Origin of the sequence: Candidatus Poriferisodalis sp. (assembly GCF_965208555.1) — a bacterium.
Lineage (GTDB): Bacteria > Actinomycetota > Acidimicrobiia > Acidimicrobiales > Poriferisodalaceae > Poriferisodalis.
This window is the reverse complement of sequence record NZ_OZ242342.1, coordinates 2,901,463-2,914,983: the sequence shown is the minus strand read 5'-3', so window position 1 is coordinate 2,914,983 and position 13,521 is coordinate 2,901,463. Positions and strand designations below refer to the sequence as shown.

Here is a 13,521-nt window from a genome sequence, read left to right as displayed (position 1 = left end):
AAAACGAACTCTCGCGGCGCGAGAGTTGGCCCAGTCCTGGCGAGCGATCCTGACGGTGTGGGTGTCGCCGTCATCGGCGGTGACGGTGATGGTCCCGCCGAGCAACGTGACGGATTCACCGGCTTGCAGCTGCGTCGAGATGGCACGCGTGCGCGCTTGTGTGGGGATTGCAGCGACCAGTGCGTCAGGTCGTTGCCCTCCGCCGTCACCCACGGCGAGGCGTCACCGCCGACTGCTTAGCCCTCGCCGCGCACAATGCCCACCACCAAAGAGCAACCCGGTCATGGTCCTCAATTCAGATCGACAGCAAAGCCGTCAGGTCGGTTGGCCGCTCAGCGCACATACGGGCGCAGGCGGCGGATGCGCTCTGCGCTCGGCGGGTGCGTGCTGGTGATGATCTCGGTGAGGGACCGGCGTTCGCTCTCTCCGTCGTGGGGGTGGTAGCCAGTGGGGGTCTCAAGGAACGCTGAGAGTTCGCGCGCGAAGCCGATCTGCGCGGCGTAGCGGTCCGCGCGGTACTCGGCTTGTCGCCCGACGAGTCGCAAGGTCGCGATCGCGATCCAGGTCACGGCGTGCAGCGCCCATGCGAGCGCTCGGATCGCGAGGGTGACGAGGCCGATGACGATTCCGAGGATTCCGGTGCCGATGGTCGCTGCGGTGATCGCGGCGCACATGTTGTGCAGCATGATTGCGACGGTGTGCGCCCAGACGACTGGCCGCAGGAGCCACAGTTCCAGGCCAAGTGCGACGGGGTGCAGCCCGACGTGATGGCCGAGTTCGTGCGCGAGCACTCCGGGCAGGTAGTCATCGGGCATGACTTCGAGCGCGGCAGTGGTCACGAATACCTGGTGGCCGCCGCCGGCCATGGCGTTGATCTCGTCAGTCTCGATGATCCGCAGCCGATAGCGCGCGCCGTCGGTTCGGCCAGAGCGTTCGAGCACCTTGTCCCATGCCGGCTGGAGTCGTGCGCGTTCGTGAGGGCGGGGCTCTCTTGAGTCGCTGAAGATCACACCCCACAGCAGGTCCTCTACGCCAGGAATCAGGATCAGCAAGCCGAGCGCGAAATAGACGGCGACAGCCCAGTAGATCTGAGGCCAGACCAGCCCCAGCGGCAGCAGCAACATCAATGAGCTGGCGATGCTGGCGGGCAGCAGCAACAGCAGCACCCCCGCGGCGCTCCACGAGGTCCAGTCCCCAACTCTGCGGTCCGGGCTGGGATTGCGAGGACCATCGGGAATCTGCGCCAAGCGGTACTCGCGCAGGACGGCGTCGGTTGCTGCTTCCTCTCCGCGGCGCGGGTCGTCGACTGGAGCGGGGTCCCGCAGCCGGTGGTTCATCATCGGCTCTTCAGCAAGCAGCGAACGCGCCCGCTCCACGACTTTGGGATCGCAGCCGGTCGCTTCGCACACTGCGTCGTCGATCTCGATGCGCATCGGGTCATCGGGTGCCTGCGCGAACGGCTTGAGCGCTCCGAACTCGAGCCGATCATGTGCTGCCGCGAGCGCCACCTGACGACGGCGGGCCAGCGTCGGGACCGGCGTCTGGCGCAGCCACAGCTGATCGACGCTCCACTCTTCGCCGCTGCGGGGCACCGCCGCACCTAGGACACTCAGCAGGCCCAATGTCGAGTTGAACCACATCGACATCGCCCTGTCCCAACTCGGAGCGGCTCCAATAGGCGCTGATCGTGTGTCGTGTGGCGACGAGGCGAGTGCCGTTCGGTCAGTCAACGGCGCGACCGCAGCGAGCTGCGAGTCCCCCACACGAATGCCGGTGTTGAGCTGGAGCCTCCAATCGGGATTCTGGGAGGCTCCTGAGACCGCGGAACGGGTGCGTGTGCCTGACCTAGGACCGTCGCGGACCTCTTTGCCAGCAGGGGTGCATATCTCGACCATCCCGCGCTCCGCCTGTCGGGCCATCGACCTCACATGCGAGTCGGCGGGCCAAAAGGATCCTCTGCTGCGCAGCGGCTCAACCGCGAACAGCGAACCCGAGCCCAGCCGCCGACCGATATCGGCCAGCTCGGCGGACTCGACGCACAATGCAGGCCACAGTCCCGCCGTCATCCGCTCTGTCGGCCAGACCTGCTCCGATATCGTCCCCTTGACGCTGCCAGCGGGCGCACCGTCGACAAGCTCGGAGGCGAGTCGCCGCAGCCTCGCCGATGTGGCAGGCAGCTGCTCGACACGCACGAACCGTGTCGGTGGCCGCTCGTTGGGCCGATCCCGGTGCGCTCGGGCGATCACCACCACTGTCGCCTCCTTTGGATGCACCATCGAGGCCGGGTAGAGCACCGCGACCACATGCAACCAGCGCGCCAAGCACTTGCGCAATGCCAGCGGACGAATCAGTGCTGGACGCGGATCGCCATGATCGGCTGCCATGTGCCGCGGCATTCGCAGAACCACGACCTCGTCGCCGACTCGCAGAACGTCCGCCGGACTCAGCGTGCGCAGGTTGGCACCGCGCACGACGTTCTCATGCGTCTGCGACAAGGCCCCGGCGACTGACCGCGCACGCCAAGCAGCCCGCTCATCCCAGCTCGGCACCAACCCCTCCGGCGCCGCCGACAGCAGAGCCTGATGCCACTGAGCAGCATCGGCCGCACGCCTCGCCGTGACGCGGCGCCAGGTCGTCGTCGCCTGTGCGCCCGAAGCGACGCGCAGATCGCGATCCTCATCCAACCCGTCGTACTGCGCCGCAACCAGCATCGACTTCACGAAGCCCTCATCAGACCGCTGTACCTCGGCCCGCCAGCCCACCTCGTCCAACGCAGACCCGCTCACAGGATCGACGCCATCTAGGACCGACTCCCGACAGCGGCGCATCTCGGCATCAGGGAACAACGAACCGCTGCCCTCGGGGTTCCGCACAAACGCCACGCACACCGACAGATGATCCAGCACCTGCCCGCACGTGCACCCCGAGTCGAACACGTCATAGCGATCGGCCAAAGCCTCAAACCGCATCAGGATGCCCTCCGTCATAGGCCGACAGCTCGGCAGCAGTCGACCCATCGCCGGGTTCCACCAATAACACAGCGTGCGCGCAGATCAGAGCGGCCGAACGGACCATGCAGACCGATCTCCTCTGGCAGCAGCCCACAACCATGCATCCATCATGCACGAGGGGTGTGATGCGGCAGATCAACGACATGCCCTATGTGATTCTGCGAATCTGCTCCTCGCTGCCCTACCATCCGCTAGCCGATTCCGATGCTCGTGATCGCGAGATTGCCAGATGACGGCGGCGGGTTCCCGATGGCAGTCTGGTGACTCCGTCAAATGTGCCTTCGCTTATGCTCTTCAATAATCTATGAACACACAAACCATCGACCGAATTCACCCATTGGCGCGGATGATCGCGGGCGTCATGGCAGATGCGGCAATTCCCGTAGTCTTTGCGTTGACGCTCAGTCAAGGTCGCACAAATGCTATCGCCGGCTTCTTGACTCTAGGTCTCGGTATCGGCACGTTTTCGTATCTGCGCCGAAACTACCCTGAATATTCATCACTGGGATTCTTGCGTTCGCACGTACTTACAAGACATCAACTCCTACATTGGTCATCCTTAGCAGCGGTTCTTGGCCACTTGAATTACTTCCTATTTGCGTGGTCTGCTAACCATATTGGAATGGCGGCAGCGACCGTCCTGTTTAATGCCTGGGCACTCCCGTGGGCATTCTCTCTCTACCTAACCACACGCTCTGTCGAAATGAAAGAATACGGGGCGACAGAACACAAGTGGGATCGTCCGACCAGCAGAACAGTATCTCTCATACTTCTTGCGATCACCGGCGTAGGTATCGTCACTCTCGGTCAGCGGCAGCCTGATGACGTTTCGGCATTGTCGTGGTCAGATACCGTACTCGGCGGATTGCTCGGCATTGGCGCCGCTCTCGCAGTTGCATTGACGGCGACAAATTTTGCTTGGGCTCGACGCCTCAAGTTGAGAGTTTCAATAAACGGCGATGTTGAGTCATCACGATTCGATGTTGCCGGGGCCATTCTGGCACAGTCAATCAGCGCGATCGTCTTCGGTATTGTCCTCATCGCGCTCGACTGGAGTTTTGAGTGGAGTTCGCACGGCCTCATACCACTTGTATCGGCTCTCGCCGGCGGAATAGTGTTTCGAACAGTCACGAGCACACAAGTGCGGATCGCAAATCGGCAAAGCAGCAACCCGGGGATCAACGCTGTCGCTTATCTTTCACCGATAGTGGCGTTATTGGCCCTACAGTTGGTCAAGTTCATTGGCGATGCCGGAAGCATCGCATGGTTGAGTGACGCGCCAGGCATATTTGACTTAAGGTCTCTTGTGGTTGGTACAGCAGCCGTAGTTGCTGTAGGCGTACTAATCAATTTTGATCCCGAACCACCATTGGCCATTAGCCTCGTTTCCGGGCGAGAGTTGGCTGTTAATCGTTGGGGCTACGCCACATTGGTGATTGCTCTCTGGTCTTGCGGCACATTTGTGCTATACCGGGATGAAATTGTGATGCAATCAGGCATCGATGGATTCGTATGGTCGACCTCAGATGTGTGGGGCATCCTGGCATTGTCTGCTACTGTCTTTGCACTGTTGCTGTCGTTTCGAGTGTCGAGAGTAGGCGAACGTGCACTCTATGAAGAGGACGCGCTAGTGCAGATCGCCCGAACACTAGAGAGCGCTGAACGACGATCGCTTGCAGACGCTGAGGGTCGACGCACCCTGTGGGAACTAGATCATTCCCGTGGTCTAGCGGAGGTCGTCGAACGATATCGAACTTTGCGTGGACAACTGAGTTCTCTCAGAACGAATCTGGAGTCTCACGCGAAGCGAGATTTCAATTCAGGTGATGAGAGTCCCGAGCTGATCGACGAGCGACAGGATGCACATTCTGAGCCTGAATGGATGGGGAGTCAGGAGATATCACAGAAACTTGGCGACGCAGAGATTGCACTTGATGGCTACTTTAGGAGCAAGCAAAGGGGCAGAGATTTTCCGGAGCTTATTGCCTTGATGAATCTCGGAGGGCTAGTAGTGGCGCTAGGACTACTCGCACGTCCTGTTACGGTTGGCCTTGGTGCCATCCTAGTCGACGTCTTTGCAATTCTATTCTCAGCAACAACTCTATTCATTATGACTAACTTGATTGACATGAGGCGCGAGCGCGATAGCGCCATTTTCGACGGTCAAGTTGACGACATCCGTCCAAACATGGCATTGGAGCTCAAGGCAGACAGGCGCTTTGAGCGCGCTCGCGAGCAATGGCTCTGTCTATTCGTCGCGGTCGGGATTTTTGTCGCATTCTGTGCACTTGTTGTCGACAAGTGGTCAGGTTAGTTCTCTCTAGCCAATGTGAACACTGGTGGTCTGGTGTGCCATCCCCGGATCACGGACGGCTAGCGATGCACAGGGTGTTCGCCCATTTATCGTCGAGCGCTTTGACATGGGCAACCTGCAAGCGGTCTTCGACGGCGATGTGCAGATATGCGTGGCCCCATCGTCAGCGCCGTCCTGGCGGGGGTAGCTCACAGCGCGCTACGAGCCAACTCGCGAACAGCCCCGGTGTGGGCGATACAGGAGTCGAACCTGTGACCTCTTGCGTGTCATGCAAGCGCGCTAACCAACTGCGCCAATCGCCCGGAGGGTGATTCAAGCTAGCACCCTGCCCGCATCGCCCGGCCTGCGCCCGGATCCCGTTCGAGGCCCAGGCGGCCAGCGAGGCGGAGACCGGATTCGAACCGGCGTACACGGCTTTGCAGGCCGCTGCCTAACCACTCGGCCACTCCGCCTAGGCCTTCGCAGGGTAGTGGCCTGCTCCCCGACTGGCGGCGGCATTTGCCGACGTCAGCGGCCCTGCCTCCGCCGTCGGGCTCCGCTTCTCCCATACACTCGGCAGCCAAGGCAGTTCGCCGTGTGGCCCCACTGCCCAGCGTTGCCGCAGCCGAGCTCGCGGCGCCGCAACCTTCTGGGCCACATCCTTCGAAGAGACCCCCGTGACAACATTCACTGACCTAGGCGTACCTGCGCCCCTGTGCGACACCCTGGCTGACCAAGGCATCACCGAGCCGTTCGCCATACAGGAACTGACCATCGGCGAGGCGCTCGCCGGCCGGGACGTCTGCGGCAAGGCCAAGACCGGCTCCGGCAAGACGCTGGCGTTCAGCCTGCCGATGCTGGCGCTGACGCCGCGTGCCGCCGACGGCCACCCCACCACGCTCATGCTCACGCCGACCCGCGAGCTCGCGAACCAGATCGCCGCGGTGGTCGAGCCGCTGGCCAAGGCCGCCGACCTGCGGTCGATCGCCACCTACGGCGGCACCAACCTCGACCGGCAGATCGAGATTCTGGCGGGCGGCATGGACGTCGTCATCGCCACGCCCGGCCGGCTGATCGACCTCATCGACCGCGGCGCCGTCAACGTGTCGGGCATCCAGCGTGTGGTGGTGGACGAAGCCGACCGCATGGCCGACATGGGGTTCCTGCCCCAGGTCGAGTGGGTGCTGCGCCACATCGACGGCCAGCACCAGACGCTGCTGTTCTCGGCGACGCTCGACGGCGTCGTGGACACGCTGGTGAAACGGCACCTGCGAGACCCGGTCTTCCACGAGGTGACCGAGCGCGAGGTGACGGTCTCGGAGATGGGCCACCTGTTCCTCTCGGTGCACAAGATGGACCGGGTGCGGGTCGCGGCACGCATCATCGAGGCGAACGGCCGCACACTGCTGTTCACCCGTACGAAGCGGGGTGCCGACCAGCTCACCCGTGAGCTGCGCGAGGCCGGTGTGCAAGCGGGCGCCATCCACGGCGACCTCCCCCAGGTCAAGCGTGAACGTGCGCTGGCCAACTTCGCCAAAGGCAAGCTGGCCGCACTGGTCGCCACCGACGTCGCTGCCCGCGGGCTGCACATCGACGAGGTCGACGTGGTGGTGCACTACAACGTGCCGCCCGAGCACAAGACCTACCTGCATCGCTCCGGGCGGACCGCCCGAGCGGGTCGCAGCGGCACCGCCGTCACGATGTTCCTGTGGGACGAAGAGCTTGAAGTCCGCCAGCTCCAACGCCGGCTCGGCCTGCGGCTGCGCCTGCACGACGTGTTCTCCAACGACGAGCGGCTCGACGATCTCGCAGCGTTCGCAGCCGGTCCGGACAACATCAACACCGCCAACGCCAGCCGCTGAAATCCGCTTTAGACAGGCCAGAGAGGGCCGGTACCCTTGCCTATCCAGCGGCAATCTGGCCGCTGGAACCCGGCCCCGGAATCGAAGGCCCAGGACGAAGGCTCAGCTGTGGACAGTGCGAGGCGCTCAGGTGCCCCGAACGACGATGCGGCAGCCTGGCCGCTGCCCGCCTCGGGTGCATGGCACCCGGGCCTCGGCGCGGCTGAGCGGCAGTTCTTCGAGCTGTCGCCGGATCGGCCCTTCACGCTCGAGGGCGGCGGCGTGCTGCACCAGCCAGTGCTGGCCTACGAGACCTGGGGCGCGCTCGACGCCGATGCCGCCAACGCCGTGCTCGTGTGCCACGCACTGACCGGCGACGCGCATGCACATGGCCTGGCACATCCGCCGTCGCAGCCCACCGAAGGCTGGTGGAACGACTTCATCGGCCCCGGCCGGCCGCTGGACACCAACCGGTACTTCGTGGTGTGCGCCAACGTGCTCGGCGGCTGCCAAGGCAGCACCGGCCCCTCGTCGGTGAACCCGGCTACGGGCGAGCGCTACGGGCCCGACTTCCCCGTCGTCACCAACCGCGACATCGTGCGGTCCCAGTGGGCCCTGGGCCGGCACCTGGGCATCGACCGCTGGCTCTCGGTAGTGGGCGGATCCATGGGCGGCATGACCGTGCTGGAGTGGGGCATCACCTACCCCCAGCGGGTCGGCTCGCTGGTCGTGATCGCGTCCGCGGCCGAGGCATCGGCACAGCAGATCGCCTGGAGCAAGGTGGGCCGCCAGGCGATCTGGGACGATCCCAAGTTCCGTGGCGGCCGCTACTACGACGCTGCTGACGGCGACGGGCCGCATCTGGGCCTGGCCAATGCACGACGGATCGCGATGATCCACTACCGCTCGGGCGACGAGTTCGATCGTCGATTCTCCCGCCACAGCGAAGACCCGGTGCTGCCGCTGCGGCTCGAACAGCGCTTCGACGTGGAGAGCTATCTCGACTACCAGGGCGCCAAGTTCGTGCCCCGCTTCGACGCCAACACCTACCTGGTGCTGAACAAGCTCATGGACCTGCACGACGTCGGCCGCGGCCGGGGCGGCATTGACGCGGCCCTCGGGCGCATCGTCGCGCCGACCATGGTGATGAGCGTCCGCACCGACTTCCTGTACCCGCGGCCTCAGCAGCTGCGCATCGTGGAGACCCTGACACGCCGCACCACGATGCGAGTCGAGCACGTCGACATCGACAGCGACAACGGCCACGACGGCTTCCTCACCGAGCCTGACCAGACCGGCCCGCCGATGGGCGAATTCATCGATGACATCTACAAGAGCGACGCGGGAACCACGGGAGCCACCCGTTGATCGGCAGCGGCGTGGCGCTGCTGGCCGACGGGCATGCGACGGTGCCGTCGGAGGCCGTCGGATCGGGCTTGGGCGTGTGGTGGCTGGTGGTGACAGTGCTGGGCCTGCTCACCATGGCGTGCGGAACCGGGTTCGTCGTGTACCTGCGGCGAACGGCCCCGCGACGGTGGCAAGGTGACGTGAGCACCGCGGCCGAGCCATCATGAGAGCCAGAACGACATGAGCGAATCCTTCGATCCCCAAGAAATGATCACCCGCTTCGCTGAGCGTGCCGAGGCGGTGCGCAAGCGCAATCTGCCCGCCATCGGCGGCGAGGAGCGACGCCACTTCATCCGCCAGGCCGAGCTGGACTTCATGGACTACGCCATGATCGGCGACGCCACCGCCACGCTCGACGACGGGATCCTGACGCTGCGCATCGACCTGCGGCCGCCTGCCGAATAGCCGAGGCGGGCGGCAGCGGCACGCCGAATCCAAGCGCCGCTGCGGCTGACGCCTGCCGACGGGCGCTTGCTACAGTGATCCGCCGCGCGGATGTAGCTCAGTTGGTTAGAGCGCAACCTTGCCAAGGTTGAGGTCGCCGGTTCGACCCCGGTCATCCGCTCCAGAGTTGCGCGAGACCGGAGAACAACATGGGTGCACTTGACGGAAGGGTCGTGCTGATCACCGGCGCCGGCCGGGGCATCGGCCGTGAGCATGCGCTGCTGATGGCGTCGGAGGGGGCGAAGATCGTCGTCAACGACCTCGGCGGATCCGCCGACGGCACAGGCGCCGATCAAGGACCGGCCCAAGAGGTGGTGTCTGAGATCGAGGCCATGGGCGGCGCGGCCGTGGCGAACGGCGACAGCGTCACCGACTGGGAGGGCGCCCAGCGCATGGTGAACGAGGCCGTCGAGGCATTCGGCGACCTGCACGTGCTGGTCAACAATGCCGGCATCCTGCGCGACCGCGTCGTGGTCAACATGACCGAGCCGGAGTGGGACGCCGTCGTCGAAGTGCACATGAAGGGCCATTTCTGTCCCACTCGCTGGGCCGCCGCGTACTGGCGAGAGCAGTCCAAGGCGGGCAAGGAAGTCAGCGGCTCGATCATCAACACCGCGTCGGGGGCCATGCTGGGCAACCTGGGCCAGTTCAACTACTCAGGCGCCAAGGCGGGCATCGCCGCCATGACACTGGTGGCTGCCGGCGAGCTGGCTCGCTATGGGGTGCGGGTCAACTGCCTGGCGCCGGTTGCGCGCACCCGCCTGACGTTGCAGACGCCGGGGCTCGGCGACGTGGTGAAGGCACCGGACGACCCCGCGCAGTTCGACGTGTACGACCCGGCCAACGTCAGCCCGCTGGTGGCGTACCTGTCCACGGCTGAGTGCCCGTTCACCGGTGGCGTCTTCCACGTGGGAGCCAACGAGGTGGGCCTGTACCAGGGCTGGTCGCTGTCGGACGACGACATCATCGTCACCGAGGGCCGCTGGACGGTCGAGGGTCTGACGGCGATGGCGCCCCGGCTGAACGAGGGACGCTCGAAGCTGGCGTCGGTTGCGACGGCCATCGGCGACACCTTCAAGGGCTACGGCCAGCGCGAACCTACGAAGTAACTCGCTGGGTGTTTGCTGCCTGTCGCCCCGGGGTGGACGGGGGCAGGCGCACCCATGCTCAGACATGCGCAGCGCCGCCCGTTGCAGGGTGGATGGGTTGTGGCGCTGCGAACTGCGCGTGGGCACCCCTGCCCCCGCCCACCCCTGGTTGACTCGGTTCCTCGCCGTGCGCAGCAATTCGCTCGTGGATTTCGGGGTCTAGGTGTGACAATGGAGCCGTGGACACGCTCCATGTTGCAAAGCACCAGGCTCTCGGCAATGACTTCCTGATTGCGCTCCTGCAGCCGGACCAGCAGGATGCACTTGCCGCGAGCGGGCTCGCGTGGCCAATTCTGGCGTCGCAGCTCTGCGATCGAGGCTCTGGTATCGGTGCAGACGGCTTGATCCTGGCCACCGACCTGAGTGCCGCACGGCCGAACTCGGCGCCGCAGGCAGTCAAGTCGGATTCCGGCGCACAAGCCAGGCAGGTCCGGATGAAGCTGTTGAATTCGGACGGGTCGTCAGCGGAGGTGAGTGGAAACGGACTCGCCTGTTTGGCCCATGAGGTAGCTCGCGGGCTTCTTTCGGCCATGCAATTGGATGAGAGCGTTGAGGTTCCCGGCCGCATTCTTGAACTCACCGTCGACACGGTGGACGGAACGAGGCAAGTGACGTTGGATGCCGAGTTGGCCACCGCATCGAGCGGTTCGCCGACGCTTGTGCGTCCATTCGCCGAGGTCCACATGCCCAATGTCGGCCCTGGACCAGTCATTAGGGCCGAGCTTGACGAGCAGATCCGTGCGTCCTTCGGAAGCACCCAGCGGGACACTGGAAATGTCGGCAATCCGCACCTGGTCATCAACACTGGCCGGCGAATGAACCCACGCGAGACCGCCCGCCTAGGCGCTGGATTCGAATCGCATTTTCCTGAAGGCATAAACGTCGAGTTCATCTGGTGCGCCGAGGACGAAGACCCAGTTTCGGCACGCCCGTCGTCGATTGGCATGTCTGTATGGGAGCGCGGCGCGGGCTTGACGCAAGCGTGTGGCACAGGCGCTGTGACTGCCGCTGTGCTGGCAAGGTGCTGGAATCTCGTCGAACCAAGCTCCCCTACGGTCGTTGAAATGCCCGGTGGCGAGGCGACCATCTCGATTGATGGCGATGACGACCATCCAGTCCTCAGCGTCCCGGTTGAGCACCTCAGTGACCACGAGTGGCCGCTGGGCGCGACATCACTGGGTGCGTGATGGCTGAGGCTGACGACGTGGGCCGAACGGCGGACGAGTCGCATCGCGGGGCGTTCGGGGAGTTCGGTGGGGCTGAGTCGGGGCTGATCGACCGGGCGTTCCGGGAGCAGATCGTGCTGGTCGGGGTGCAGCTGGCGGAACGGACTGCTGACGAGGTTGACGCCAACCTCGACGAGCTGGAGCGGTTGGTGGACACCGCTGGGGCGGATCCGGTGGAGCGGATCGTTCAGCGGCGGGATGCGCCTGACCCTGCGACGTTTGTGGGGCGGGGGAAGGCTGACGAGATCCTGGATGCCTCGCTCGAACACGATGCGGACACGGTGGTGTTCGACGACGAGCTGTCGCCGGCGCAGCAGTTCAACCTGGAGCGGATTCTGAAGCGCACAGCGCTCGACCGCACAGCAGTCATCCTCGACATCTTTGCCCAGAACGCCACGACGCTTGAGGGCAAGGCGCAGGTGGAGCTGGCACAGCTTCGCTACCGGCTCCCCCGCCTGCGGGGCCGTGGCCAGCAGCTGTCCCAGCAGGCCGGCGGCATCGGCACCCGGGGACCGGGCGAGACCCAGCTCGAAGTGGATCGCAGGCGGATCCAGCGACGGCTGGCGCGACTGGAGAAAGACCTGCGCGGGCTGCGTCGCACCCGACTGAACCAGCGCAAGTCGCGGCGGCGCTCCCGCTATCACACAGTGGCAATCGTCGGCTACACCAACGCCGGCAAGTCGACCCTGCTGCGGCAACTCACCGGAGCGAACGTGCTCGTGGAAGACCGGCTGTTCGCGACGCTCGACGCCACCACCCGACGCCTGCAACTGCCCGGTGGCGAGACGGTGCTGGTCACCGACACCGTCGGCTTCATCAAGAAGCTGCCCACCTCGCTGGTCGAGGCGTTCATGTCAACACTCGAGGAGGTGGCCGAAGCCGACCTGCTGGTCCACTTGGTCGACGCCTCCGCGGCGGAGCCGGAGATGCACATCGACGTCGTGCGTTCGGTGCTGCGTGAGATCGGCGCCGGGGAGGTCGACGAACTCATCGCGTTCAACAAGTGCGATATGGCCGACGACGGCACCGTGAGGCATCTGCTCGAACGGCACGAGGGATCCCAGGCGATCTCGGCCAGCAGCGGCGACGGCATCGAGGGTCTTCTGCTCGCAGTCGGCGACCGCCTCCGGCACCTCACCGAGGTGACCGAGCTGCGCATCCCCTACTCCCGCGGCGACGCCCTCGCAGCGGTGCACCGCGAGGGCGAGGTGCTGTCGGAAACCCACGACGATGACGGGACCGTCGTACGCGCACGGCTCGACGATGCCTCCCGCAGCTTGTTCGCTGAATTCGCAACTGGCACCGCTGACGATGACGTCGAACACGTGATGAGCGAATCGCCGTCATTGCCAAGCGGGCCGGCCAGCGCAGCGAACTAGCCGCTCGCCGGATTCTGCAGCCGACGGCCGAGCTGGGCAATGAACACAGCTGCCATCACCGCCGATGCGGCAGCGACGACGTTGGCGCTGATGGACCACCCGAGGGCCGACTCGACCCTCGCGACGCGATAGCTCCCCGCCGTGACGGACGACAGCTCGATGACTGCTGTGCTGACACCGCCGGCCACGGAGGCATACGCGAACGCGATCCACCAGGCAACCAGAAGGGGCGGCGTGCGGACGTCTGCCCAACTGCTGTCGACAGTGCCGTCGGTTCGCTCGGCGTTCGCGATCCGGTAGATCTCGGCCAACACCTTCGGCGGGATGACGAACCACAGGACCGGCACGAAGTAGCCGCCGACCGCCCACGCTGATCGCCAGCGTCGGTCGTAGGCCCACAGCTGCCGTGACACTCGATGCGCGTTGAGCGTCCAGACCACGAAGAGCACGAAGATCGGCAGGTACACGGCTTCGAACAGCTCGACCACGTCGGCTTCGCGCGCGATGGTCGCCAGCTCGTCCTCGGTGGTCGATTCGTTGAACCGGAAGTAGGCCATCGCGACCGTGACGGACTTCACCACGACAACGACGGCGTAGAACGCCAGCAGCCCGACCAGCCAGTGCGTCAGGTCACGCGACAGGCCCCTGTCCTCGTCCGAGACGGCGCCGCTGGAGGCAACTCGAGGCCTAGTCATGAGCGCCCTTCACGATAGGCATCCGAGTCGACAGGCTGTCCGCACATGCCAGGATCGACTCGACACACTCTGCATGG

The 13,521-nt window shown here is 64.8% G+C and carries 10 protein-coding genes and 3 tRNA genes; 9 read left to right on the top strand and 4 right to left on the bottom strand.

Features of this window, described 5'->3' with window-relative positions; genetic code table 11:
• Positions 1-332 precede the first annotated feature (332 nt).
• Complete coding sequence (locus ACOGXE_RS13410) at positions 333-2,987, bottom strand: M48 family metalloprotease (RefSeq protein ID WP_419931409.1); 2,655 nt, start codon at positions 2,985-2,987, stop codon at positions 333-335.
• A gap of 385 nt (positions 2,988-3,372) precedes the next feature.
• On the opposite strand from ACOGXE_RS13410, the gene ACOGXE_RS13405 reads away from it, so the two are divergent.
• Positions 3,373-5,325 (top strand): hypothetical protein, encoded by a 1,953-nt coding sequence (locus ACOGXE_RS13405; protein ID WP_419931407.1) that lies wholly within the window; start codon positions 3,373-3,375, stop codon positions 5,323-5,325.
• 228 nt (positions 5,326-5,553) lie between these two features.
• Here ACOGXE_RS13405 and ACOGXE_RS13400 read toward each other — a convergent pair.
• Both ACOGXE_RS13400 and ACOGXE_RS13395 read right to left on the bottom strand, forming a co-directional pair.
• Positions 5,554-5,627: transfer RNA gene (locus ACOGXE_RS13400), tRNA-Val, on the bottom strand.
• A gap of 79 nt (positions 5,628-5,706) precedes the next feature.
• A tRNA-Cys gene (locus ACOGXE_RS13395) sits at positions 5,707-5,777 on the bottom strand.
• Positions 5,778-5,981: 204 nt separating this feature from the next.
• Here ACOGXE_RS13395 and ACOGXE_RS13390 point away from each other — a divergent pair.
• The 8 genes from ACOGXE_RS13390 to hflX all read left to right on the top strand — a co-directional run bounded on the left by ACOGXE_RS13390 (position 5,982) and on the right by hflX (position 12,749).
• Positions 5,982-7,166, top strand: a complete 1,185-nt coding sequence (locus ACOGXE_RS13390; protein WP_419931406.1) for a DEAD/DEAH box helicase — start codon at positions 5,982-5,984, stop codon at positions 7,164-7,166.
• Positions 7,167-7,274: 108 nt separating this feature from the next.
• Positions 7,275-8,513: a homoserine O-acetyltransferase MetX gene (gene metX / locus ACOGXE_RS13385; protein ID WP_419931405.1), complete on the top strand. Its 1,239-nt coding sequence runs from the start codon at positions 7,275-7,277 to the stop codon at positions 8,511-8,513.
• Complete coding sequence (locus tag ACOGXE_RS13380; protein ID WP_419931404.1) at positions 8,510-8,719, top strand: hypothetical protein; 210 nt, start codon at positions 8,510-8,512, stop codon at positions 8,717-8,719. The genes metX and ACOGXE_RS13380 overlap by 4 nt, the downstream gene beginning before the upstream one ends.
• A 13-nt stretch (positions 8,720-8,732) precedes the next feature.
• Entirely contained in the window at positions 8,733-8,957 is a 225-nt protein-coding gene (locus ACOGXE_RS13375) for a hypothetical protein (protein ID WP_419931403.1), read from the top strand.
• Positions 8,958-9,043: 86 nt separating this feature from the next.
• A tRNA-Gly gene (locus ACOGXE_RS13370) sits at positions 9,044-9,120 on the top strand.
• 25 nt (positions 9,121-9,145) lie between these two features.
• Positions 9,146-10,105, top strand: a complete 960-nt coding sequence (locus tag ACOGXE_RS13365; RefSeq protein ID WP_419931402.1) for an SDR family oxidoreductase — start codon at positions 9,146-9,148, stop codon at positions 10,103-10,105.
• A 218-nt stretch (positions 10,106-10,323) separates the two neighbouring features.
• On the top strand, positions 10,324-11,331 hold the full coding sequence (gene dapF, locus ACOGXE_RS13360; protein WP_419931401.1) for a diaminopimelate epimerase: 1,008 nt from the start codon (positions 10,324-10,326) through the stop codon (positions 11,329-11,331).
• Positions 11,331-12,749 (top strand): GTPase HflX, encoded by a 1,419-nt coding sequence (gene hflX / locus ACOGXE_RS13355; protein ID WP_419931400.1) that lies wholly within the window; start codon positions 11,331-11,333, stop codon positions 12,747-12,749. Before dapF ends, hflX begins: the two co-directional genes overlap by 1 nt.
• Here hflX and ACOGXE_RS13350 read toward each other — a convergent pair.
• Complete coding sequence (locus tag ACOGXE_RS13350) at positions 12,746-13,444, bottom strand: DUF4328 domain-containing protein (RefSeq protein ID WP_419931399.1); 699 nt, start codon at positions 13,442-13,444, stop codon at positions 12,746-12,748. The genes hflX and ACOGXE_RS13350 overlap by 4 nt on opposite strands.
• Positions 13,445-13,521 lie beyond the last annotated feature (77 nt).

Bases quoted from the DNA above. Each gene is read 5' to 3' on its own strand.
- ACOGXE_RS13410 (WP_419931409.1), bottom strand. From the start codon at position 2,987: ATGACGGAGGGCATCCTGATGCGGTTTGAGGCTTTGGCCGATCGCTAT.
- ACOGXE_RS13405 (WP_419931407.1), top strand. From the start codon at position 3,373: ATGGCAGATGCGGCAATTCCCGTAGTCTTTGCGTTGACGCTCAGTCAA.
- ACOGXE_RS13375 (WP_419931403.1), top strand. From the start codon at position 8,733: ATGAGCGAATCCTTCGATCCCCAAGAAATGATCACCCGCTTCGCTGAG.
- ACOGXE_RS13365 (WP_419931402.1), top strand. From the start codon at position 9,146: ATGGGTGCACTTGACGGAAGGGTCGTGCTGATCACCGGCGCCGGCCGG.
- hflX (WP_419931400.1), top strand. From the start codon at position 11,331: ATGGCTGAGGCTGACGACGTGGGCCGAACGGCGGACGAGTCGCATCGC.
- ACOGXE_RS13350 (WP_419931399.1), bottom strand. From the start codon at position 13,444: ATGACTAGGCCTCGAGTTGCCTCCAGCGGCGCCGTCTCGGACGAGGAC.